The 23,021-nt window shown below is 70.9% G+C and carries 20 protein-coding genes; 15 read left to right on the top strand and 5 right to left on the bottom strand.

Annotated elements, in window-relative coordinates; translation table 11 throughout:
- Positions 1 to 6: 6 nt before the first annotated feature.
- On the bottom strand, positions 7 to 1,047 hold the full coding sequence (locus F0U44_RS21460) for a hypothetical protein (RefSeq protein ID WP_149730445.1): 1,041 nt from the start codon (positions 1,045 to 1,047) through the stop codon (positions 7 to 9).
- An 88-nt stretch (positions 1,048 to 1,135) separates the two neighbouring features.
- Between F0U44_RS21460 and pheS the strand changes: the two genes are divergently transcribed.
- From pheS to F0U44_RS21445, 3 genes are read left to right on the top strand one after another with little or no spacing between them, the layout of a single operon-like run.
- The gene (pheS, locus tag F0U44_RS21455; protein ID WP_149730444.1) at positions 1,136 to 2,233 is read left to right on the top strand and encodes a phenylalanine--tRNA ligase subunit alpha; all 1,098 of its coding nucleotides are present in this window, start codon (positions 1,136 to 1,138) and stop codon (positions 2,231 to 2,233) included.
- Positions 2,230 to 4,710, top strand: a complete 2,481-nt coding sequence (gene pheT, locus F0U44_RS21450; protein ID WP_149730443.1) for a phenylalanine--tRNA ligase subunit beta — start codon at positions 2,230 to 2,232, stop codon at positions 4,708 to 4,710. The genes pheS and pheT overlap by 4 nt, the downstream gene beginning before the upstream one ends.
- Before the next feature lie 19 nt (positions 4,711 to 4,729).
- Positions 4,730 to 7,678 carry an ATP-binding protein gene (locus F0U44_RS21445; protein ID WP_149730442.1) on the top strand — a complete coding sequence of 983 codons (2,949 nt, stop codon included), beginning with the start codon at positions 4,730 to 4,732 and terminating at the stop codon, positions 7,676 to 7,678.
- Positions 7,679 to 7,682: 4 nt separating this feature from the next.
- On the opposite strand, the gene F0U44_RS21440 is transcribed toward F0U44_RS21445, so the two are convergent.
- Positions 7,683 to 8,522 (bottom strand): ABC transporter permease, encoded by an 840-nt coding sequence (locus tag F0U44_RS21440; protein WP_149730441.1) that lies wholly within the window; start codon positions 8,520 to 8,522, stop codon positions 7,683 to 7,685.
- Positions 8,519 to 9,511, bottom strand: coding sequence for an ATP-binding cassette domain-containing protein (locus F0U44_RS21435; RefSeq protein ID WP_149730440.1), 993 nt, complete (start codon positions 9,509 to 9,511; stop codon positions 8,519 to 8,521). The genes F0U44_RS21440 and F0U44_RS21435 overlap by 4 nt, the downstream gene beginning before the upstream one ends.
- 79 nt (positions 9,512 to 9,590) lie before the next feature.
- On the opposite strand from F0U44_RS21435, the gene F0U44_RS23135 reads away from it, so the two are divergent.
- The gene (locus F0U44_RS23135) at positions 9,591 to 11,243 is read left to right on the top strand and encodes a hypothetical protein (RefSeq protein ID WP_188113616.1); all 1,653 of its coding nucleotides are present in this window, start codon (positions 9,591 to 9,593) and stop codon (positions 11,241 to 11,243) included.
- Here F0U44_RS23135 and F0U44_RS21425 read toward each other — a convergent pair.
- Both F0U44_RS21425 and F0U44_RS21420 read right to left on the bottom strand, forming a co-directional pair.
- A complete protein-coding gene (locus F0U44_RS21425; RefSeq protein WP_149730439.1) occupies positions 11,240 to 11,794 on the bottom strand; it encodes an LOG family protein in 555 nt (184 codons plus the stop codon). The genes F0U44_RS23135 and F0U44_RS21425 overlap by 4 nt on opposite strands.
- Positions 11,795 to 11,813: 19 nt before the next feature.
- Positions 11,814 to 12,623, bottom strand: coding sequence for a maleylpyruvate isomerase N-terminal domain-containing protein (locus F0U44_RS21420; RefSeq protein WP_149730438.1), 810 nt, complete (start codon positions 12,621 to 12,623; stop codon positions 11,814 to 11,816).
- Between the two features lie 91 nt (positions 12,624 to 12,714).
- Between F0U44_RS21420 and argC the strand changes: the two genes are divergently transcribed.
- The 11 genes from argC to F0U44_RS21365 are packed head-to-tail and all read left to right on the top strand — an operon-like array spanning position 12,715 to position 22,758.
- The gene (argC, locus tag F0U44_RS21415) at positions 12,715 to 13,752 is read left to right on the top strand and encodes an N-acetyl-gamma-glutamyl-phosphate reductase (protein WP_149730437.1); all 1,038 of its coding nucleotides are present in this window, start codon (positions 12,715 to 12,717) and stop codon (positions 13,750 to 13,752) included.
- Positions 13,749 to 14,162 carry an ACT domain-containing protein gene (locus F0U44_RS21410; protein WP_149730436.1) on the top strand — a complete coding sequence of 138 codons (414 nt, stop codon included), beginning with the start codon at positions 13,749 to 13,751 and terminating at the stop codon, positions 14,160 to 14,162. The genes argC and F0U44_RS21410 overlap by 4 nt, the downstream gene beginning before the upstream one ends.
- A 20-nt stretch (positions 14,163 to 14,182) precedes the next feature.
- On the top strand, positions 14,183 to 15,334 hold the full coding sequence (gene argJ / locus F0U44_RS21405) for a bifunctional glutamate N-acetyltransferase/amino-acid acetyltransferase ArgJ (RefSeq protein WP_149730435.1): 1,152 nt from the start codon (positions 14,183 to 14,185) through the stop codon (positions 15,332 to 15,334).
- Complete coding sequence (argB, locus tag F0U44_RS21400) at positions 15,331 to 16,233, top strand: acetylglutamate kinase (protein WP_149730434.1); 903 nt, start codon at positions 15,331 to 15,333, stop codon at positions 16,231 to 16,233. Before argJ ends, argB begins: the two co-directional genes overlap by 4 nt.
- Positions 16,230 to 17,432, top strand: a complete 1,203-nt coding sequence (locus F0U44_RS21395; RefSeq protein WP_149730433.1) for an acetylornithine transaminase — start codon at positions 16,230 to 16,232, stop codon at positions 17,430 to 17,432. Before argB ends, F0U44_RS21395 begins: the two co-directional genes overlap by 4 nt.
- Positions 17,429 to 18,316, top strand: coding sequence for an ornithine carbamoyltransferase (gene argF / locus F0U44_RS21390; protein WP_149730536.1), 888 nt, complete (start codon positions 17,429 to 17,431; stop codon positions 18,314 to 18,316). Before F0U44_RS21395 ends, argF begins: the two co-directional genes overlap by 4 nt.
- Positions 18,309 to 18,827 (top strand): arginine repressor, encoded by a 519-nt coding sequence (locus F0U44_RS21385; RefSeq protein WP_149730432.1) that lies wholly within the window; start codon positions 18,309 to 18,311, stop codon positions 18,825 to 18,827. Before argF ends, F0U44_RS21385 begins: the two co-directional genes overlap by 8 nt.
- Positions 18,824 to 20,254, top strand: coding sequence for an argininosuccinate synthase (gene argG / locus F0U44_RS21380; RefSeq protein WP_149730431.1), 1,431 nt, complete (start codon positions 18,824 to 18,826; stop codon positions 20,252 to 20,254). Before F0U44_RS21385 ends, argG begins: the two co-directional genes overlap by 4 nt.
- Positions 20,254 to 20,742 (top strand): NUDIX hydrolase, encoded by a 489-nt coding sequence (locus tag F0U44_RS21375; protein ID WP_149730430.1) that lies wholly within the window; start codon positions 20,254 to 20,256, stop codon positions 20,740 to 20,742. The genes argG and F0U44_RS21375 overlap by 1 nt, the downstream gene beginning before the upstream one ends.
- Complete coding sequence (gene argH, locus F0U44_RS21370) at positions 20,739 to 22,190, top strand: argininosuccinate lyase (RefSeq protein WP_149730429.1); 1,452 nt, start codon at positions 20,739 to 20,741, stop codon at positions 22,188 to 22,190. Before F0U44_RS21375 ends, argH begins: the two co-directional genes overlap by 4 nt.
- Positions 22,174 to 22,758 carry a DNA-3-methyladenine glycosylase gene (locus tag F0U44_RS21365; protein ID WP_149730428.1) on the top strand — a complete coding sequence of 195 codons (585 nt, stop codon included), beginning with the start codon at positions 22,174 to 22,176 and terminating at the stop codon, positions 22,756 to 22,758. Before argH ends, F0U44_RS21365 begins: the two co-directional genes overlap by 17 nt.
- Positions 22,759 to 23,021: the final 263 nt, after the last annotated feature.

Here is a 23,021-nt window from a genome sequence, read left to right as displayed (position 1 = left end):
TCGGGCTCAGGCGAGCTGGACCCAGGCCCTCCCGCCCTTGCAGAACCAGAGCCGCTTGGACCCGTCGACGTAGAGATCGCCGGCGAGGCCGCTGGTCGGATGCGTCGCGGCAGCCTTGGGGGCCAGGCGCAGGGCTGCCGCCGTACCGTCGAACTGGGCACCGCGCACGCCCGCGCCGAACACGCCGGTGCCGGTGGTGGAGCGGCCGTAGACCCCGTAGCTGTCGCGACTGTCGCCTCGGACCCCGTAGAGCGCCTGGGAGCGGCCTTCGACTCCGTTGCCGGTCTGGGAGAAGCCCTTCACCCCGACACCCGCCTCGGTCTCGCCTTCGACGCCGACTCGTGCCCCGAGCCCGCTGACGCCACCGCCGGTGGGCGACTCGGAGTAGCCGAACACCCCGGTCGTCGCGGCCGAACTGCCTTCGACCCCGATGCCGGTGTTGGACTCGCCCCGAACGCCCGTGGCTCCGTTGAACAAGCCCTCGCCGAAAACTCCCACGCCTCCGCCGTCGGCAAGGCCGTGCACTCCGATGGTGGCCGATCCGCCACCGCCGTTGCGGGTGCTGGACTGGCCCACGACACCGGTCCCGGCGTCCTCGCCGTCGTGGGAGAAGGCGTTGCCGGAGAAGGCTGCCTGGTCGTTGAGCGTGTGGGAGTCGACGCCGACGGTGGACATGGAGCGGGCTCCCCAGCCGAAGCTCCCGCTGCTGGTGCCGACCTGGTGGCCGTGGCTGACGAAGACGAGCTGATTGAACTCGGAGCGGTCATTGACGGTGAGCCGGTCGAAAGTGCCGTCCGCCGCCGCGGCAGGGCTCGACGAACCTGCGGCGAGGGACGCGGCCACCCCGAAGGTCCCGGCCGCCGCGTACTTGATCAGACCGCGGCGATTCGGCTCCCGTCCGACGGGAGCGGTCGCCGCGAGAGGATCGTCGAGGTGGGCACCTCGGCCGTCCTCACGCCGTCGCGCGTCGGCCCGCAGACGTGCGACCTCCTCCTGGAGCTCGCTCAGCGCCGCGCGCAGTTCAGTGATCTCGTCGTCTCTGGTCATTTCTGTCCCCCGTCTCGTGACGCCTGCCGGAACGGTACCGAGGTAACCGGTTAGCGGCGCGGGTTCGCTGCTTCCTAGACTGGCGCCCGTGTCCGGACCCAATACCGATTACGACCCCGTGGAGGTTGCTGCCGTGCAGCCCGAAGAGGTCGACGCGGCCCGTGACGCGGCGCTCGCCGCGATTGCCGCGGCCAGCGACCTGGAGGACCTGAAGCGCGTCCGGACCGAGCACGCGGGCGACCGCTCGCCGCTCGCCTTGGCCAACCGGGAGATCGGCGCGTTGCCGCCGCAGGCGCGCAAGGAGGCCGGCCAGCGCGTCGGCCAGGCGCGCGGTGCCGTCAACCAGGCGTTGGCTGCCCGGCAGGAGGTGCTCGAGGCCGAGCACGAGGAGCGGATCCTGGTCGAGGAGACGGTCGACGTCACCCTCCCGACGGACCGTCGTCCGGCCGGTGCGCGCCACCCGATCACCACCGGCTCCGAGCTGATCGCCGACATCTTCGTCGCGATGGGCTGGGAGGTCGCCGAGGGTCCCGTGATCGAGGCCGAGTGGCTCAACTTCGACGCCCTCAACCTGGGGGCCGACCACCCGGCCCGCACCATGCAGGACACGTTCTGGACCGCGCCCGAGGGCAGCGGCGTCGTGCTCCGCACCCACACCTCACCCGTGCAGGCGCGCACCATGCTCACCCGCACCCCGCCGATCTACGTCGTCTGCCCGGGGCGCGTCTTCCGCACCGACGAGTACGACGCCACTCACAGCCCGATGTTCCACCAGGTCGAGGGCCTCGCCATCGACGAGGGCATCTCGATGGCCCACCTCAAGGGCACCCTTGACCACTTCGCCACCCAGCTGTTCGGCGAGGGCATCACGACCCGGTTCCGGCCGTCGTACTTCCCCTTCACCGAGCCCTCGGCCGAGGTCGACCTGCGTTGCTTCGTCTGCAAGGGCGTCGACGCGGCGTCGTGCCGGACCTGCCGGGGCGAGGGTTGGATCGAGTGGGGCGGCTGCGGCGTGGTCAACCCGCGCGTCCTGACCGCCTGCGGGGTCGACCCGGAGCGCTACACCGGCTTCGCCTTCGGCATGGGCATCGACCGGACGCTGATGTTCCGGCACGGCCTGTCCGACCTGCGCGCGCTCTTCGAGGGCGACATCCGCTTCACCACGGCATTCGGGAGTGAACTGTGAAGGCCCCCCTCTCCTGGATCAGGGACTACGTCGACCTGCCGGCCACGGTGACGACCGAGCAGCTCACCGACAGGCTGACCGACCTCGGGCTCAAGCTCGAAGCGATCCACAGCGCGGCTGACGGCATCACCGGTCCGCTCGTCGTCGGCAAGGTGCTGACGATGGAGCCCGAGCCGCAGAAGAACGGCAAGACCATCAACTGGTGCACCGTCGACGTGGGTGACGCCAACGGCACGGGGGAGCCCCAGGGCATCGTGTGCGGCGCCCACAACTTCGCGCCGGGCGACCTGGTCGTCGTGATCCTTCCGGGCGGCGTGCTGCCGGGGAACTTCGAGATCTCCGCGCGCAAGACCTATGGCCACCTGTCGTCCGGGATGATCTGCTCGGCCCGCGAGCTGGGTCTGGGCGACGACCACGACGGCATCATCGTGCTGCCGGCCGACGCGGGGCAGCCCGGCACCGACGCATTCGGGGTGCTCGGCCTCGACGAAGAGGTCATCGAGTTCGAGATCAACCCCGACCGCGCCTACGGCCTGTCCCTCCGTGGCGTCGCCCGGGAGGCGGCACTCGCCTTCGACGGCACCTACCGTGACCCGGCGCTCCGCTCGACCCCTGCCGCCAACGGCGAGGGCTACGAGGTCGTCGTCGACGACCCGGCCGGCTGCCCGGTCTTCGTCGCCCGCACGGTCACCGGCTTCGATCCGTCGGCGACCACCCCGGCGTGGCTGGCCGAGCGCATCACCCACGCCGGCATGCGTCCGATCTCCCTGGCAGTCGACATCACCAACTACGTGATGCTCGAGACCGGCCGGCCGATCCACGGCTACGACCTCGACAAGCTGCAGGGGCCGATCCGGGTCAGGCGTGCGGCCGAGGGCGAGCAGATGACGACGCTCGACGGCGCGAAGCGCGTCCTCTCGCCGGAGGATCTCGTCGTGACCGACGACTCCGGGATCATCGGCCTCGGCGGTGTCATGGGTGGCGAGACCACCGAGATGTCGGCGACGACGACCAACGTGCTGGTCGAGGCGGCGCACTGGGACGCGGTCTCGATGTTCCGCACCGGCAAGCGCCACAAGATCAGCTCGGAGGCCGGCAAGCGCAACGAGCGCGGCGTCGACCCGACCATCTGCGAGGCCGCGGCCGACCGGGTCGTCGAGCTCCTCGTGGAGCTCGGAGGCGGCACGGCACAGCCGGGCGTCACCGTCGTCGGCACGCCACCGGCATCGCCCCAGGTGCGCATCGGCTACGACCTTCCCGCGCGGGTCAGCGGCATCGACATCGACTCCGAGACGGTCGTCGCTCACCTGCAGGCGATCGGCGCGACAGTCGACGCCGACGCTGACGGCGTGACCGTGACCCCGCCGCCGTGGCGGCCCGACATCACCGACCCGTTCGACCTGGTCGAGGAGGTCGTCCGGATCGTCGGCTACGACCAGGTGCCCTCGGTCCTGCCGCGGGAGGCCGCCGGTCGTGGCCTGACCCGCAACCAGCACCTGCGCCGCCGCATCGGCCGCACGCTGGCCGGCGCTGGCTGCGTCGAGGTCGTGAGCTTCCCCTTCGTGGGCGCTGCGACGTTCGACGGTCTCGGCCTGCCTGCCGACGACGCCCGCCGCCACACGGTCCCGCTGGCCAACCCGCTCTCCGCGGAGGAGCCGGCCTTCACGACCACGCTGCTGCCCGGCGTCCTCAAGGCTGCCGGTCGCAACGTCGGCCGCGGCGCCCCGGGCGTCGCTCTCTTCGAGACCGCGACCGTCGCCTTCCCGGTCGACCGTGGTCCGGCGCCGATCTACGGCGTCGACCGTCGCCCCGACCCGGCCGAGCTCGACAAGCTCATCGAGGCGCTGCCCCTGCAGCCCCTGCACCTGGCGGTCGTCCTCGCCGGTGAGCGCGAACGCGGCGGTTGGTGGGGCGCCGGCCGTGACGCGGGCTGGGCCGACGCGATCGAGATCGTCCGCATCCTCGCGACCGAGCTCGGGGTGGCGATCGAGACCAGCCAGACCCAGCTGATGCCGTGGCACCCCGGACGTTGCGCGTCCTTCTCGGTCGCCGGCGTCCAGCTGGGCCACGCCGGCGAGCTGCACCCGCAGGTCTGCGCCCATTACGGCCTGCCCGCGCGGAGCGCGGCCGTCGAGATCGACCTCGACGTCCTCATGGCCCACGCCACCGCGGTCACCCCGGGTCCGGCGTTCTCGTCGCTCCCGGTGGCCAAGGAAGATGTCGCACTGGTCGTCGCCCACGACGTGCCCTCGTCGACGGTCGAGGCCGCCCTGCGGGAAGGTGCCGGAGACCTGTTGGAGTCGGTGCGGCTCTTCGACGTCTACACCGGCGAGCAGGTCGGGGAAGGCAAGAAGTCGCTGGCGTTCGCGCTGCGCTTCCGCGCTCCCGACCGCACGCTCACCGAAGCCGAGACGAGCGCCGCACGTGACGCGGCGGTCGCTCGCGCCGCAGAGGTCGCCGGAGCGGTGCAGCGCTAGTGACGGGCCGCGCTCGGCGGTGAGACTCACGGTCCTCGACGAGGTCACCTGGGACGGCGCAGCGATTCCGGGGGAGCGGACGCACGCCCTCCTCCGGGCGTTGGTCGAGGCGGCGGGACGTCCGGTGTCCGACGCCCGCCTCGCCGACGAGGTCTGGGGGATCGACGAGGCGCCTGCTCACCCGGCCAAGGCGCTCCAGGTCGTCGTGTCGCGGGCCCGCACGGCGACGTCCAGCGAGGCGATCGTCCGCACGCCCGGTGGCTATCGCCTCGACCTGGCCGAGGAGGACGTCGACGCCTGGGCGGTGCGGCCGCTGGGCCTGCGGCTGGCCGCCGAGGGTCAGTACGACGAAGCCCTGCCCCTGCTCCTCCGCGCCGACGCCGAGGGCTCCGACGACCAGGTCGCGGCAGCGCTGCTGCGCGCCGTGGCGGCGGTGCACGGCGTACCTGCTGCCCTGGACCGCTACGAGCGCTACCGCGAGCACCTGCGCCAGCGGCTCGGCGTAGACCCGAGCCCCGAGATGCAGGCGCTCCACCTGGAACTGCTCGCTCGTGACCGTCCGGTGCGGTCCGGCATCCGGCACTACGCCTCCACGCTGGTCGGGCGCGACGACGACGTGCGCGCGCTACGAGCCAGCCTCGAGCGACACCGGGTCGTGTCGATCCTCGGACCGGGCGGCCTCGGCAAGACCCGGCTGGCGCAGCTGGTGGCGGCTCAAGCCGACCAGCCGGTGGTGCACGTGGTCGAGCTGGTCGGCGTCGCCGACGCGGCCGACGTGGTCGCCGAGGTCGGGTCGGTCCTCGGCGTGCGCGACTCGGTGACGGGCCGCCGGGTGTTGACGACCGCCCAGCTGCGTGACGTGCGCACCCGCATTGCCCAGTCCCTCGAGTCGGCCCCGACCCTGCTCGTCATCGACAACTGCGAACACGTCGTCGAGGCGGTCGCCGACCTGGTCGCCTTCCTGGTCGCCAGCGTGCCGACCCTGCGGGTGCTCACGACGACGCGCGCGCCGCTCGAGATCGGTGCCGAGCAGGTCTTCCCGCTCGGCCGTCTCGACGCCATCGACGGAGCGCGGCTGTTCCGGGATCGAGCCGAGGCAGCGCGTCCCGGCGTTGCGACCCCTGACGACGCGGTCGCCAGCATCGTCACCCGGCTCGACGGTCTGCCCCTCGCGATCGAGCTCGCGGCGGTCAAGGTCCGCGCGATGAGCGTCGCCGACATCGACCGACGACTCGAGGACCGCTTCGCGCTGCTCCAGGGCGGTGACCGCACCGCGCCCGACCGGCACCAGACCCTCCTCGCGGTCATCAAGTGGTCCTGGGTCCTCCTCGACGTCGCCGACCAGCGGGCGCTGCAGCGGTTGTCGGTCTTCCACGACGGCTTCTCGGCCGACGCTGCCGTCTCGATGCTCGGTAGGGGTGGGGTCGGATCCCTCGAGCGGCTGGTGACCCAGTCGCTGCTCACCGTGGCCGACACCCCGACGGGTGCGCGCTTCCGGATGCTCGAGACCGTGCGTGAGTTCGGCCGGATGCGCCTAGTCGAGGCGGGCGAGGAGGCAGCGACGCTGGCCGACCACCGTCAGTGGGCCGTGGATTTCGCCCAGCAGCACGGCGGGCGGCTCTTCAGCCTCGAGCAGTACGACGCCGTGGACGCCCTCGAAGCCGAGGAGAACAACCTCGCCGACGCTCTCCGGCAGGCGCTGGCCGGGCCGGACCGGTCGGCCGTGGTCGCGATCTTCTCGGGCCTCGGCAGCTACTGGTCGATCCGGGGCGACCACCCGCGCGTCGTACTCCTGGCTGAGGCGATCGCCGACGCCCTCCGCGACTGGACGCCGCCGCCCGAACGGCTCGATGACGCCCGCGCCACCTTGGCGATGACGCTGATCAACTCGACGATCGCCAGTCTCGACAGCGCCGCCGAGCTGCACCGGATGCTCGGCGTCCTCGGACCCGACGCGGCATCGCCGGCTCTCCGGGCGATGCTGGTCGTCGTCCTCGCCGTCGGGCCCGGCCAGGACCGTGGCGAGGCCCGCCTGTTGGTCGACGACCCCGACCCGCGGGTGCAGGCGGTCGCCCTGCAGTGGTTGAGCCATGAGTGCGAGAACTCCGGTGACCCCGAGAGTGCCATCGACTTCTCCGAGCGTGGCCTGGCGCTCGCCGACGACAGCCTCGGCCCGTGGACCCGGGCCATCGGCCACACCCAGCTCGCCGGCCTCTACGCCCAGTTCGGTCGCGCCGAGGAGACGGCCGCGCACCTGCGCGAAGCCCTTCCGGTGCTGTGGCGGCTCGGGGCTGAGGACGACGCGCTGCAGGCGGAGTCGCTGCTCGCCATGGTCGCCGTACGTGATGGTGATCTGGCCGAGGCAGAGCGGATCATCGAGCGCGTGGAGGCGCACCCGCGCCGTACCTTCGGCTATGGCACCGCCGGCACCGTGCTGTCCGCCCGTGCCGAGCTGATGATCGCTCGGGGTGACATCGAGGCGGGCCTGCGACTGTCGCGTGCTGCCGCCGACGAGCTGATCGCCCTGCGTTTCCCCGGGGTGGCCACGTCCGACCTGGCTCCGTGGGTCGTCTTCGGTGAGTCGATCGCGGTGGTGACCCACGCTCGGTTCGACAGCGGTGACGCGGGGTCGGCCTACTACGACAGCCTGCTGACGAAGGCGCCGAAGGTGATCGAGGCCGGCGGCGACCTCGATTTCCCGGTCCTCGGCACCCTGCTCTTCGCGCTCGGCACGTGGGGGCTCCATCGCGGGACGCTCCCGGCCACCGACGCGGTCCACCTGCTGGTGCTGGCCGAGCGGTTCGCCTACAACCGGTTCAACCCGACCGTGTCCTGGGACGCGGCGGTCGCCGCTGCCGAGGCCGCGGCGCCGGGCGAGCTGGCTCGGCTGCAGGGCGACTACGGCCCGCGCCGCGGCCCGGACCTCCTGGAGGAGGCCCGGGCGCTGTTGGCGCGGCTCTACGTCTGAGTCCTCAGATCTTCTTGCTGTACGACCGGACCGCGAGCGGCGCGAAGATCGCGACCACGGCGGTGCAGCCGAGCAGGGCCCAGCCGACCTCGGCGGTGAAGGAACCGTCGTTCATCAGGTCGCGCACCGCAGTGACCACGTGGGAGACCGGGTTGACCTGGACGAAGGCGTGCAGCCAGCCGGGGAGGGTGTCCTCCGGGACGAACGCGTTGGACAGGAACGTCAGCGGGAACATGATCAGCATCGCGGTGCCCTGGACAGCCTGGGCCGTCCGCATCACGGTGCCGAGCCAGGTGAAGATCCAGGCCAGCGACCACGCAGCGAAGATGGTGAGCGCCCACGCCGCGAGGGTGCCGAAGAAGCCGCCGCCGGGGCGGTAGCCCATCGCCAGGCCGACCATGATGGTCAACGTCGACGCGATGACGTAGCGGATCACGTCGGCGAGCGCGGGGCCGGCCAGGGGCGCGATCCGGGCGATCGGCAGCGATCGGAACCGGTCGAAGACGCCCTTGTCCATGTCCTCGCGGAGCTGTGTGCCCATGGCCATGCAGGTCGTGATCGCGGTCTGGGCCAGGATGCCCGGGATGATGATCGGCATGTAGTCGGCGACGCTGCCGGAGATCGCCCCGCCGAAGATGTAGGTGAACATCGCGGTGAAGAGCAGCGGCTGGAGCGTCACGTCGAAGAACTGCTCCGGGTTGCGGAACATCTTCTTCACCGACCGCCAGGCCATCGCTGTGGTCTGCTGCCAGGTCTCGGCCAGGCTCGGCCGGGAGCTCAGCTCGCGGTCGACGGGGAGGGCGTGGCTGGCGGTGGTGTCAGGGAGCAGGGTCTGGGTGCTCATGCGACCTCCTCGGTCTCGTTGTCGGAGTGGTGTCCGGTGATCGCGAGGAAGACCTCGTCGAGGGTGGGCTGCTGGACCGCGGCCGTGCTGATGGAGATCGCGGACTCGCGGAGCGCGATGAGTACGTCGGCAGCCCGGTTGGCGTCCGCGAGGGCGATGTTGAGCCCGCCCGACTCCGGGGTGAGCACGGGGTGCTCTCCAAGGACGCGCGCGACGACGGCCGCCGCGCGGGTGGTGTCGTCGCGGTCCTCGAGGCGGAGCTGGAGCGTCGAGTTGCCGACGCTCGCCTTCAGCTCGTCCGCCGTACCCTCGGCGACCTTGCGTCCCCGATCGATGACGGCGATGCGGTCGGCGAGCTGGTCGGCCTCGTCGAGGTACTGGGTCGTGAGCAGGATCGTCGATCCCTGCGCGACCAGCTCGCGGATCGTGTCCCACATCTGGCCGCGGGTGCGCGGGTCGAGCCCGGTGGTCGGCTCGTCGAGGAAGGTGAGCGGCGGACGCGCGATGAGCGAGGCCGCCAGGTCGAGGCGCCGGCGCATGCCGCCGGAGAAGTTGGAGATCCTGCGGTCGGCGGCGTCGGTGAGGTCGAACCGGTCGAGCAGGTCGCTGCCGGTCGACTTGGCCTTCGCCTTGGGCAGTCCGAGCAGCCGTCCGAACAGGTAGAGGTTCTCGAAGGCGGTGAGGTTCTCGTCGACCGAGGCGTACTGCCCGGTGACGCCGACCAGCTGCCGCACCTGGTGAGGGGACGAGGCGACGTCCACGCCGAAGATCCGGGCGCTGCCGCCGTCGATCGGGAGCAGGGTCGCCAGCATCGAGAGCATCGTGGTCTTTCCGGCGCCGTTGGGGCCGAGCACGCCGAAGACCTCGCCGCGGCGGACCTGCAGGTCGATGCCGTCGACCGCGCGGAAGCTTCCAAAGTCCTTCACCAGCCCGGAGGCGTCGACCGCGAGATCTGTCGCGGTCAGAGGGGGAGTGGGTGTGGTGTTCATGGGAAGAATGTCCACCGCGTCGGTTTCACGGCGCTTTCACCACCCTTTCGCTCCGCCCTCGACCTGACAGGATGTGCGCATGGCGCTCCACGACTCACTGCGCGAGCTGGTCTCGGTGCGCGGTGCCGCCGTGGTCGAGGACGCCGACGAGCTGCGCGGTGCGCTCGACGACTTCCTGGCTGAGGACGAAGCGACCCTCGGCGAGCTGAACCTGCTCGTCGATGCGGTCCGTCTCGGTGCCCTTCGGCGGGTCCTGGACGTAATGGCCCACGGCGCGGAGCCGCAGGCCGCCGTACGGGAAGCGGGCGCGGCGCTCGCGCGCGACCGCGGCACCGACGACCCGACCCGCTCGTGCTGGGCGCTGGCCGCGCTGGGCTTCGCGCTCGGCAAGGTCGACGAGCCGATGGTGCGGATGTTCCGCTCCGACGCCGGCACCATGCCCGCGGCGACGCCGCCGGCTGCGCCCAACGGTCCCGCGCCCGTCGCGGCGCCGGTCCCCGCAGAGCCTGAGCCGGAGCCGATCGTCGCCGCGTCGGTCGTGCCTCCGCCGCCCCCGCCGCCGACCACCGCGATCGGGGTCCCGGCCGCCACGCAGCCGGAGCCGGCCCAACAGGCTGCCCAACTGCCGGCCCAGCCGTACGGCACCGCGCCGGTCCCGCCGGTCATCCCGGAGGAGCGGTCGAGCCGGGCCGGCACCGTCTTGCTCGTCCTGCTCGTGGCGCTGATCGTCGGTGGCCTGATCGCCGCAGGCGTGATCCTGCTCCAGGACGACGACAAGACCGACGACCCCACGACGTCGGACAGCCCGACCGGCCCGACCGACCGGCCCAGCAAGAGCAAGGGGCCGAAGGACAAGCCGGCGCTGATCACCGACGACGAGATGGTCGTGCCCTACGTCGTCGACGACGTGTCGACGGTCTACAAGGTCAACGTCTTCGATGGCACCTTCCAGGGGCTGACTCCCGAGGGGGTCGACGCCCGCGGTCCCTCGATCTCTCCCGACCGCCGCACGATCACGTTCCAGGACTTCACCGACGTGCCGGACGGTCAGAACACCGGTGTCCTGACGATGCTGGACCTGACGAACAGTTCCTACGAGCCGGTCTTCAAGGACTTCCCGGAGTGCCAGTACTCCGCGCGGGCCGGCTGGAGCCTCGATGGGAAGCGGATCGCCGTTGTCTGCACGGGCGACGACGACGTGCCCGACGGCATCTACGTCGCCAACGCGGACGGGTCGGACCCGCGGCTCGTGTTCGAGGGCTCGCAGCTGCGCGGGTCACCGACGTGGATCTCCCCGAGCGAGTTCGTCTTCGCCTCCTACGAGTTCCAGGACGGCCCGGTGCAGCTCCAGGTGCTCGACGCCGACAACGGTGGCGACCCGGTCACGGTGCCGACCGCTGACGACGGTCAGATCTCGCACGCCGACTGGTCGCCGGCTGCCCGCAAGCTGCTCTTCCTCGTCAGCGAGCCCGGCAGCACCAAGGAGCGCGGCGACGTGTGGACGATGAACGCGACCGGCACCGACCGCCACGAGCTGGCGGACGGCAACTACTCCCACCCCGTGTGGAACGTCGACGGCACGAAGATCGGCATCACGTTCATCGATGACTCCGGCACCGAGGTCCTCGGTTATCTCGACGCCGACGACTCCGACGCTCCGAACCTGACGCCGCACGTCGTCCCGAACCCACCGCCGGGTGAGGTCGCGATCCCGGTCTGGGCCAGTCGCTAGGACGTCTGGGCGTCCAAGCCGGCGAGCGCGCCGTCCAGATCGGGTGCGACGACGAGGTCGTCGAGGGTGCTGCGGCTCATGAAGCCGGCATCGGTGATCTGCTCGAGCGTCGTGACGAGCGGGTCCCAGAAGCCGTCGGTGTTGAGCAGTCCGACCGGCTTCGCGTGCAGCGACAGGGTCTGCCAGGTCCAGATCTCGAAGAGCTCCTCGAGGGTGCCGAGGCCTCCCGGCAGCGTCAAGAAGGCGTCGGCCCGCTCGGCCATCATCGCCTTGCGCTGGTGCATGGTCTCGACGACGTGCATCTGGACGCCCGGCTCGTGCAGCCGGCCCCACTCGCGCTCGACCATGAAGCGGGGGATCACGCCGTAGACGCGGCCGCCGGCGTCGAGCACGCCCTGCGACACCTGGCCCATCAGCCCACCGCCACCGCCGCCGTAGACCAGCTCGATCTCACGCTCGGCGAGCTGAGTGCCGACGGCGTATGCCTCCTCGCCGAAGCGCGGCTCCGCGCCGTCGCGGGAGCCGAGAAAGATCGCGAGTCGCTGGATCACGGGGAGACGGTAGCGAGCGTCAGTCGATGGGGTGGTCGAGGACGACGCGAGCGTGGTCGTAGGCCGACCGGTCACCCGTCACCGTGATGCCGGTGTCGTCGCGGCGGTGCCACAGCCAGGCGTCGAGGTCGTCCGCGGTGCCCTCGACGACGGTGTCGGCCGGGATGCCGGGATCGGGCACCACGTGCATGTCCTTCTCGTCGGCGAACGCCTCGCCGTCCGGTGCGACGCCCGCGAAGATCCCGAGCTGGGTCCAGACCGAGGTGCCGGCATCGGACATCCGGAACTCGACGTAGCGGGGGAGTGCCTCGAACGTGCCCCAGGCGGGCAGGTTGCCGTACATGACGTCGAGCGTCTCGTCGACGCCGTCGGCGGCGAGCGCGGGGTCGAGCGGCGTCACCTCGCCCGCGGCCAGCTCGGCGTCGAGCCGGTGGATCAGTGCCTCGTGGGCCTGGCGACGGTAGGTGAAGGCGACGGTGTGGTTGCCGAGGTCGCCCGACCACGACCAGGCCGGCTCGGACGGGTCGGCCTCCTCGATCGCGGCGACGAACGCAGCGTGCTGCTCGTCGAACGCAGCCAGCAGCGCGGCATGGCCCTCGGGGCGCGGGGGCTCCTCGTAGCCCATCGCGTCGGGCGACTGCGGTCGGTTGGTCACCATCGCGCACCACCAGTGGTGGACGGTGGCCAGGTGCCAGAGCAGGTCGTCGGCCGTCCAGTCAGGGCAGGACGCCACCGGCGCTTCGGGGTCGCAGTCGGCCAGGACGTCGCGGAACCGCGCGGACTCGCGTCGGATCGCGGTGAGATAGTCGGAGAAGGAGAGCCGGGGCACGCCCTTGACGCTACGACCGGTCACCGACAAGGGCGAGCGACTTTCCGACTAATACCCGGTTGCGAGGACACATGCAGAGTTCTGTATAGTCATGCATATGGACAAGGTCAGGGTCGCCGTCGCAGGTGCGAGCGGTTACGCCGGCGGCGAGGTGCTGCGGCTGCTGCTCGCGCACCCCTCCGTGGAGATCGGCGCGCTCACGGCCGGCAGCAACGCCGGCGAGACCCTCGGCTCGCTCCAGCCGCACCTGATCCCGTTGGCTGACCGGGTACTCGTCGAGACGAGCCTCGAGACCCTCGCGGGTCACGACGTCGTGTTCCTGGCCCTCCCGCACGGGCAGTCGGGACCGCTCGCCGCCCAGCTCGGCGACGATGTCGTCGTCATCGACTGCGGTGCTGACTTCCGGCTCGACGACGCCGCGGTGTGGGAGAAGTTCTACGGCAGCCCGCACGCCGGCACCTGGCCCTACGGTCTCCCGGAGCTGCCCGGTCAGCGCGACGTGCTGGCCGGCGCGAAGCGCGTCGCGGTGCCTGGGTGCTACCCGACCGTCTCGACACTGACCCTCGCCCCGGCGGTGGCGGCCGGGCTCATCGAGCCCGACGTGGTCGTGGTCGCTGCCTCCGGCACCAGTGGTGCCGGCAAGGCCGCGAAGACCAACCTCCTCGGCAGCGAGGTCATGGGCAACGTGTCGGCTTACGGGGTCGGGGGAGTCCACCGGCACACGCCTGAGATCACCCAGAACCTGGGCCGGCTCACCGACGCCCCGATCAAGGTGAGCTTCACGCCGCTCCTGGTGCCGATGCCCCGGGGCATCCTCGCGACCTGCTCGGCGCCGTTGACCGCGCCGCTCACCGCGGCCGAGGCCTACGACGTCTATGTGAAGGCCTACGCCGACGAGCCGTTCGTCCACGTGCTCCCGGCCGGCCAGTGGCCGCAGACCAAGTCGGTCGTCGGTTCCAACGCGATCCACCTCCAGGTCACCGTCGACGAGGCCGCCGGCCGACTGGTCGCCGTCGGTGCTGTCGACAACCTCGCCAAGGGCACTGCCGGCGCCGCCGTGCAGTGCCTCAACCTCGCCCTCGGTTTCGACGAGACCACGGGCCTTTCCGCAGTCGGAGTGGCGCCATGACCTACCAGATCGCTCGTTTCCCCGAGAGCCTCGCTGTCGTGCGGCTCGCTCCCGGCGCCGAGATCCCCGACTGGGCCGAGTCGTCGTCGATCTTCTCGATCACCGCGACCGCGGTCGAGACCTCGCTGGTCTGCGCGGCCCGGAGCGTGCCGAAGAAGGCCCGGCACCAGGCGCCCTACACCGCTTTCGCGGTGGTGCCCGCAGAGGGCTCGACCGACTTCGATCTCGCGGCTGGCGCGGTCGGGATCCTGGTGGCGCTGTTGACGCCGCTGGCCGAGGCGGGCGTGCCCGTGTTCGTGCTGTCGACCTTCGACACCGACTGGATGCTGGTCCCCAAGGGCCAAGCGGAGAAGGCGGAGGAGGCGTGGCGACGATCGGGGCACGACGTAGCCCCCGCCGTCCCCGTCTGACCACTTCTCAAGGAACCAACATGTCTGTCACCACCCCTGCCGGCTTCGTCGCTGGCGGTGTCCACTGCGGCCTCAAGGCCAATGGCAACAAGGACCTCGCACTCGTCGTCAACCAGGGTCCCCACTACGACTCGGCCTCCGTCTTCACCGCTAACCGGTGCAAGGCCAACCCCGTGCTCTGGAGCGAGCAGGTCGTCAAGGACGGTGTCGTCAAGGCCGTCGTCCTCAACTCCGGCGGTGCCAATTGCTACACCGGCGCCGAGGGATTCCAGACCACCCACGAGGTCGCGGAGCGAGTGGCCACCCACCTCGGCATCGGCGCCGTCGACGTGGTCGTCTGCTCCACCGGTCTCATCGGCCTGAGGAACGACCGGCCGATGTTGCTGGCCGGCGTCGACGCCGTCCACGCGGCGCTCTCGGCCGACGGCGGCGAGGCCGCGTCGCAGGCGATCATGACCACCGACTCGGTCAACAAGACGGTCGTCGTCGAACGGGACGGCTGGTCGATCGGCGGCATGGCCAAGGGTGCGGGCATGCTCGCGCCGCAGCTGGCCACGATGCTCGTCGTCATCACCACCGATGCGATCGTCCCGGCGGCCACGCTGGACCTCGCGCTGCGGGCGTCGACCAAGGTCAGCTTCGACCGGCTCGACTCCGACGGCTGCATGTCGACCAACGACACCGTGACGCTGATGGCGAGCGGAGCCAGCGGCGTCACGCCGACTGCTGATGACTTCACTACTGCGCTCACCGAGGTCTGCACGAGCCTGGCGATGCAGCTGCTCGCTGACGCCGAGGGCGCCGACCACGAGATCGCGATCACCACCCTCAACGCAGCCACCGAGGACGACGCGGTCGAGGTCGGCCGGAGCGTCGCGCGGAGCAACCTCTTCAAGGCCGCCGTCTTCGGCAAGGACCCCAACTGGGGCCGGGTGCTCGCCTCGATCGGCACGACCGACGCCGCCTTCGACCCGGCGGATCTCGACGTCGCCATGAACGGCGTGTGGGTCTGCCGCAACTCGGGTCCCGGTGAGGACCCGGCGGCGATCGACCTGACGCCTCGGAAGGTGTCGGTGACCATCGACCTCAAGTCCGGCGACGCCTCGGCGACGGTCTGGACCAACGACCTGACCCACGCCTACGTCCACGAGAACAGCGCGTACTCCTCATGAGCATCGAGAAGGCAACCACCCTGGCCGCGGCGCTTCCGTGGCTGAAGGAGTACCACGGCAAGGTCGTGGTGGTGAAGTACGGCGGCAACGCCATGACCGACCCCGAGCTGAAGAAGGCGTTCGCCGAGGACATCGCGTTCCTGCGGTTCGCCGGCTTCAAGCCGGTCGTCGTCCACGGCGGCGGTCCGCAGATCTCGCAGATGCTCGACCGGCTCGGCATCGAGTCGGAGTTCCGTGGCGGACTGCGCGTCACCACCCCCGAGGCGATGGACGTCGTGCGGATGGTGCTCGTCGGCCAGGTGCAGCGCGAGCTCGTCGGCCTCATCAACGAGCACGGCCCGCTGGCGGTCGGTCTCTCCGGGGAGGACGCCGGTCTCTTCACCGCGGAGGCGACGAACACGATCGTCGATGGCGAGGAGGTCGACCTCGGCCTCGTCGGCGAGGTGGCGAAGGTGCGCCCCGAGTCGGTCCTCGACCTCATCGAGGCCGGCCGGATCCCGGTCGTGTCCAGCGTCGCGCCCGACGTCGACGGCGTGGTCCACAACGTCAACGCCGACTCGGCGGCCGCGTCGCTCGCGGTTGCGCTCGGCGCGGAGAAGCTGCTCGTGCTCACCGACGTCGAGGGCCTCTACCTCGACTGGCCCGACCCGGAGGAGGTCATCGGCGAGATCGCTCCCGAGGCGCTCGAGGCGATCCTCCCGACCCTGGCCAGCGGCATGATCCCGAAGATGGCCGCCTGCCTCCAGGCCGTGAAGGGTGGCGTCAAGCGGGCCACCGTCGTCGACGGCCGGCAGGCCCACGCCGTGCTCCTCGAGCTGTTCACCGACGAGGGTGTCGGCACCCAGGTACTTCCGGGAGTGACGACCAAGACGCGCAAGGCCCGGGAGATCGGCTCATGAGCATCACGGCTGGCTGGACCGAGCGCTACGCCGGTGCCCTGATGAACACCTTCGGCGCACCCAAGCTGGTGCTGACGAAGGGCGAGGGCGCGCACGTCTGGGACGCCGACGGCAGGGAGTACGTCGACCTGCTCGGCGGCATCGCAGTCAACGTCCTCGGGCACGGCCACCCCCGGTTGGTGGCTGCCGTCACCGAGCAGTTGCAGACGCTCGGCCACATCTCCAACTTCTTCGCGAGCGCGCCGCAGATCGAGCTCGCCGAACGGCTGGTGTCGCTGCTGGGCACCGACGCCCACGTCTTCTTCACCAACTCCGGTGCCGAAGCCAATGAGGCGGCGTTCAAGCTGACCCGGCGGACCGGTCGCACCAAGATCGTCGTCACCGAGGGCGGCTTCCACGGTCGGACCATGGGCGCCCTCGCGCTGACCTCCAAGCTCGCCTATCGCGAGCCGTTCGAGCCCCTCCCGGGCGAGGTCGTCTTCGTCCCGTTCGGAGACGTCGCCGCGCTGGAAGCGGCGGTGGACGACGCGACCGCCGCGGTCCTGGTGGAGCCGGTGCAGGGGGAGGCGGGCGTCGTCGTACCTCCGACCGACTACCTGCCGGCCGCTCAGCGGATCGCTCACGAGCACGGCGCGTTGCTGTGGCTCGACGAGATCCAGACCGGCATCGGCCGCACGGGCGCCTGGTTCGCCCACCAGAACCCGGCCCTCGTGTCGGGCTCGGTGGTGCCCGACATCGTCACGCTCGCCAAGGGCCTGGCCGGTGGCATCCCGATCGGCGCCTGCATCGCGACGGGCGGGTCGGGCAAGCTCTTCGACCCGGGCAACCACGGGACGACCTTCGGCGGCAACCCGGTGGCGGCTGCGGCCGCGCTGGCCGTCCTCGACGTGGTCGCCGACGGCCTGCTCGAGCACACCGCGGCGATCGGTGCGCGGATCAAGGCCGGACTTGCTGCCGACCCCCGCGTCGTGGAGGTGCGGGGAGAGGGCCTGCTGATCGGCCTCGACCTCGTGCAGCCGAAGTCCGCCGATGTCGCCGCCGCTGCCCAGGACGCCGGGTTCATCGTCAACGCCCCGACACCGGAGCGGATCCGGCTCGCGCCACCACTCGTCCTGACCGATGCCGACGTCGACGCCTTCCTGTCGGCCTGGCCAGCCATCCTCGACGCCGCCGGCGTCACCGAAGGAGCGAACTCCTGATGAGGCACTTCCTCCGTGACGACGACCTGACCGCTGCCGAGCAGGCCGAGGTGCTGGCGCTCGCTGCGACGCTCAAGGCCAAGCCGTTCGAGCACCAGCCGTTCGCCGGGCCGCAGACCGTGGCGATGATCTTCGACAAGCCGACGCTGCGCACCCAGGCGTCCTTCGCGGCCGGCATCGCCGAGCTCGGCGGCCACCCGCTGCTGGTCGAGGGCAAGCTCGCCGGCATCGGCCACCGCGAGTCGGTCGCCGACGTCGCCCGTGTGCTCGGGCGGCAGGCCTCGGCAATCGTGTGGCGCACCTTCGAGCAGAGCCGGATCGACGAGATGGCGGCCTACGCCGGCGTCCCCGTCATCAACGCGCTGACCGACGACTTCCACCCCTGCCAGCTGCTCGCCGACCTGCTGACGGTGCAGGAGCACAAGGGCACCCTCGCTGGCCTCAAGGTCGCCTTCGTGGGCGACGCCGCCTGCAACATGGGCAACTCGTGGGCGCTGGCCGGCGGCCTCGCCGGCATGGAGGTCGTGTTCGGTTGCCCCGAGGGCTACGCCCCCGCTTACGGCGACGCAGCAGTGACCACCGACCCGGTGGCCGCGGTCACCGGTGCCGACGTGGTCGTCACCGACACCTGGATCTCGATGGGCAAGGAGGAGGAGGCCGAGGCCCGTCGAGCGGTCTTCGCGCCCTACGCCGTCACCTCCGAGCTGATGGCCCACGCCCAGCCTGACGCGATCGTGCTGCACTGCCTCCCGGCCTACCGCGGCTCGGAGATCAGCGCGGAGGTTCTCGACGGCCCACAGAGCGTCGTGTGGGACGAGGCCGAGAACCGCCGCCACGCCCAGAAGGCGATCCTGGTCTGGCTCGAGGCACGCCGCCATGAGTGAGCACGCGTTGACGCCGCTCACCAAGAGCGCCCGGCTCCAGCTCATCACCGACCTGCTCGGCGGCAGTGAGGTGCGCTCCCAGACCGAGCTCGCCGAGCTGCTCGGTCGTAGGGGAGTGCACGTCACCCAGGCGACGCTGAGCCGCGACCTCGTCGAGCTCGACGCGGTCAAGGTCCGGCTCCCGTCCGGATCGCTCGTCTATGCCGTCCCCGCCGAGGGTGGCGACCGGACCCCCGTCCACGGCGAGAGCGCAGGGGCCTCCCACCGGCTGTCCCGCCTCAGCGCGGAGCTGCTGGTCAGCGCTGAGGCCAGCGCCAACCTGGTCGTCCTCCGCACGCCGCCGGGAGCCGCCCAGTTCCTGGCCAGCGCGATCGACAAGGTCGACCTGCCCGACGTACTCGGCACCATCGCCGGCGACGACACCGTCCTGGTGATCGGTCGCGATCCCTCCGGGGGCCAAGCCCTCGCCCAGAAGTTCACCGCCCTCGCAGAAAGAAGCGCAGCAGAATGAGCAAGGTCCTCACCTCCCTTCCCACGGGTGAGCGCGTCGGTATCGCCTTCTCCGGCGGTCTCGACACCTCGGTCGCCGTCGCCTGGATGCGCGACAAGGGTGCGGTGCCGTGCACCTACACCGCCGACATCGGGCAGCCCGACGAGCCGGACATCGCCGGCGTCGCGCTGCGCGCGAAGGAGTACGGCGCCGAGATCGCGCGCGCCGTCGACATCAAGCCGCAGCTCGTCGAGGAGGGTCTTGCGGCCCTCGCGTGCGGCGCCTTCCACATCCGTTCGGGGGCGAAGGCCTACTTCAACACGACCCCGCTGGGTCGCGCCGTCACCGGCACCATGCTGGTGCGGGCGATGCAGGCCGACGACGTCAACATCTGGGGCGACGGCTCGACCTATAAGGGCAACGACATCGAGCGGTTCTACCGCTACGGCCTGCTGGCCAACCCCGAGTTGCGGATCTACAAGCCGTGGCTCGACAACGACTTCGTCAACGAGCTCGGCGGTCGGCACGAGATGAGCGAGTGGCTGGTCGCGCACGGTCTGCCCTATCGCGACTCGACCGAGAAGGCCTACTCGACCGACGCCAACATCTGGGGCGCGACGCACGAGGCGAAGACGCTCGAGCACCTCGACGTCTCGTTGGAGACCGTCGAGCCGATCATGGGCGTGAAGTTCTGGGACCCGTCCGTCGAGATCGCGAGCGAGGACGTCACGATCAGGTTCGAGGCCGGCCGTCCTGTCGCGATCAACGGCAAGCGGTACGACGACCCGGTCGCCCTCGTGCTCGAGGCCAACACCGTCGGTGGGCGTCACGGTCTCGGCATGTCCGACCAGATCGAGAACCGGATCATCGAGGCGAAGTCCCGGGGCATCTACGAGGCCCCCGGCATGGCACTGCTGTTCATCGCCTACGAGCGGCTGCTCAACGCGATCCACAACGAGGACACCCTCGCCAACTACCACCTCGAGGGCCGCAAGCTCGGCCGGCTGCTCTACGAGGGCCGGTGGCTCGACCCGCAGGCACTGATGCTGCGGGAGTCGATCCAGCGCTGGATCGCGTCGCTCGTGACCGGCACGGTGACGGTGCGGCTGCGGCGCGGTGACGACTACACGATCCTCAACACCGAGGGCCCGGCGTTCTCCTACCACCCGGAGAAGCTCTCGATGGAGCGCGTCGCCAATGCCGCGTTCGGTCCCACCGACCGGATCGGCCAGCTGACGATGCGCAACCTCGACATCGCCGACTCGCGCGCCAAGCTCGAGCTCTACGCCGGCCAGCCGCTCGACCAGGGCACGGTGCTCGTCGAGAACGGCACCCTCTTCGGCGAGCTGCCCGCCGGCGGCTTCGACCAGATCGCCTCCAACCCGGCCGTCACGGGCGAGGGGGAGGAGCTCCTCGAGGACGCGGCGATGGAGCTCGGAGCCGACTGATGACTGCCCAAGATCCGGCGCAGCCGATCCACCGGGTCGCCGTGAGGCTCCTCCCGGTGTCCCCGGACGGCCGGGTCCTGCTCCTCCAAGGTCAGGACCCTGCGCACCCCGGTGACCTGCACTGGGTCAGCGTCGGCGGAGCGGTCGACCCGGGGGAGAACCACGAGCAGGCGGCCGTCCGTGAGCTCCACGAGGAGACGGGGATCGTCGGCGACATCGCCGACCTGGTCGGACCGATCGGCACCGGCATCCATCCGTTCTCCTGGGCGGGCACCGACTACGTGTCGCACTCGACCTTCTACGCGATCCCGGTGCCCGGCGACGCCGAGGTGCACTTCGGCGGTCTCGAGCCGGCCGAGGTCGGCAACATCCTGCAGGCTGCCTGGTGGACGCCGGAGGACCTGCGCGCCGACGGCTCGGCCGCGTCCGACGACATGCCCGACATGATGGTGACCGCGATCGAGGCGGTCCTGGGAGGAACGACATGAGCGGCACCACGGCGGGGACCACCGGAGCAGGCAAGCTCTGGGGTGGGCGGTTCGAGGGCGGGCCTTCCCCCGAGCTCGAGGCGCTCTCACGGTCGACGCACTTCGACTGGCGACTGGCGCACTACGACATCGCCGGCTCGCACGCGCACGCCAAGGCACTCGGTGCCGCGGGCCTGCTCACGGCCGCGGAAGAGGCCGAGCTGCACCGCGGGCTCGACGTGCTGTCCGACGGCGTGGCCGCCGGCACGGTGCTGCCAGACCCCAGCGACGAGGACGTCCACGGCGCCCTCGAACGGCTTCTCATCGAGGAGGTCGGCCCCGACGTGGGCGGCAAGCTGCGGGCGGGACGCTCACGCAACGACCAGATCGCCACGCTCTTCCGCTGCTACCTGCTCGACCACTCCTTGACCGTCGCGGACCTGCTGCTCGACCTGGTCGACGCGCTCGCCGGCCAGGCCGAAGCCCACCTCGGGGCGATCATGCCCGGGCGCACGCATCTCCAGCACGCCCAACCGGTGCTGCTGTCCCACCACCTGCTCGCGCACGCGTGGGCGCTGCTGCGCAACGTCGACCGGCTCGCCGACTGGCGCCGACGGGTGGAGTCCGACTCGCCGTACGGCTCGGGTGCGCTCGCCGGTCAGAGCCTGGGGCTCGACCCCGAGCTCGTCGCTCGCGAGCTGAACTTCACGGGTTCGACGGCCAACTCCATCGACGGTACGGCGTCGCGCGACTTCGTCTCCGAGATCGCCTTCGTGGCGGCGCAGGCTGGTGTCGACATCAGCCGGATCGCCGAGGAGGTGATCCTCTGGGCGACCAAGGAGTTCGGATTCGTGACGCTGCACGACTCCTGGTCGACGGGGTCGAGCATCATGCCGCAGAAGAAGAACCCCGACATCTCCGAGCTGGCCCGGGGCAAGGCCGGTCGCCTGGTCGGCAACCTGACCGGACTGCTGACCACGCTGAAGGCGTTGCCTCTCGCCTACAACCGCGACCTGCAGGAGGACAAGGAGCCGGTGTTCGACTCCGTCGACACCCTCGAGGTGCTGCTGCCCGCCTTCACGGGGCAGATCGCGACGCTGGTGTTCAACACCGAGCGGATGGCGGAGCTGGCTCCTCAGGGTTTCTCACTCGCCACCGACATCGCCGAGTGGTTGGTGCGGGAGGGCGTGCCGTTCCGGATCGCGCACGAGGTGGCGGGTGCGTGTGTCCGTGAGTGCGAGGGGCTCGGCATCGAGCTCCACGAGCTCACCGACGAGCAGTTCGCGGCGATCTCACCGGCGCTGACGCCCGCGGTGAGGTCCGTGCTGACAGCCGAGGGCTCGGTCTCCTCGCGCGACGGTCGCGGCGGCACCGCGCCGGTCCGCGTGGCCGAGCAGCTCCAGGAGCTGCGCTCCCGGGTCGCCGGCGCGCGCGGCGTGCTGGAGGGAGTACGTGAGCGCGCTCGCTGAGCTGTTGAACGGACCCGTCGAGGAGGTCGCCCCCCGGCTCCTCGGCGCGGTGGTGCGTCACGGGCCGGTCGCCGTACGACTCACCGAGGTGGAGGCCTACGACGGCGCCAACGATCCCGCCTCGCACGCGTTTCGTGGCCCGACCGATCGCAACCGGGTCATGTTCGGACCGGCCGGGCACCTGTACTGCTACCTGAGCCATGGGATCCACGTCTGTGGCAACGTCAGCGTCGGGCCCGAGGGGTCAGCCAGTGGTGTGTTGATGCGGGCCGGCGAGCTGGTCGACGGCATCGACGTGGTGCGCGCGCTCCGGCCGGGGGTCGCCGATCGCGATCTTGCGCGCGGACCGGGACGGTTAGGCCGTGCGTTGGGGCTCCGTCTCGACCTCAACGGCACGGACCTGGCCACGGGGCAGGTCACCGTGACGCCCGGGGAGAGCCCGGCCCGCATCTCCTCCGGACCGCGGACCGGCGTGCGCAACGCGGCCGAGCGGGCCTGGCGCTTCTGGACGACGGGGGACCCCACTGTCTCGCCGTACCGTCGTCATGCCCACGCAAGTGGCCTCTGACCTGGGGTTTTGCAGAAAGGGCACCCCCGATTTGCAAGCGGACCCGGGGGTGCTGCTAACTTTCTCCACGTCGCAGCGAGCGGATCCCGAGAGGGGGAAGCGAGCAAGCGACACCGGCTGACAACTGCAGCCCGAGACACCGCCGCTCACACTCGTGACGCGGAGTTGACGGGCCAAACCGACACCGGTAACGTTTCACAGGTTGCCCCGGAGGCGCCGCCGAGAGGTGCGCGATCCGAGCGCGTGTGATGTTTGAGAACTCA

This window comes from Nocardioides humilatus, from assembly GCF_008373755.1.
In the GTDB taxonomy this organism is placed as follows: domain Bacteria; phylum Actinomycetota; class Actinomycetes; order Propionibacteriales; family Nocardioidaceae; genus Nocardioides; species Nocardioides humilatus.
This window is presented reverse-complemented; position numbering and strand designations above follow the sequence as displayed.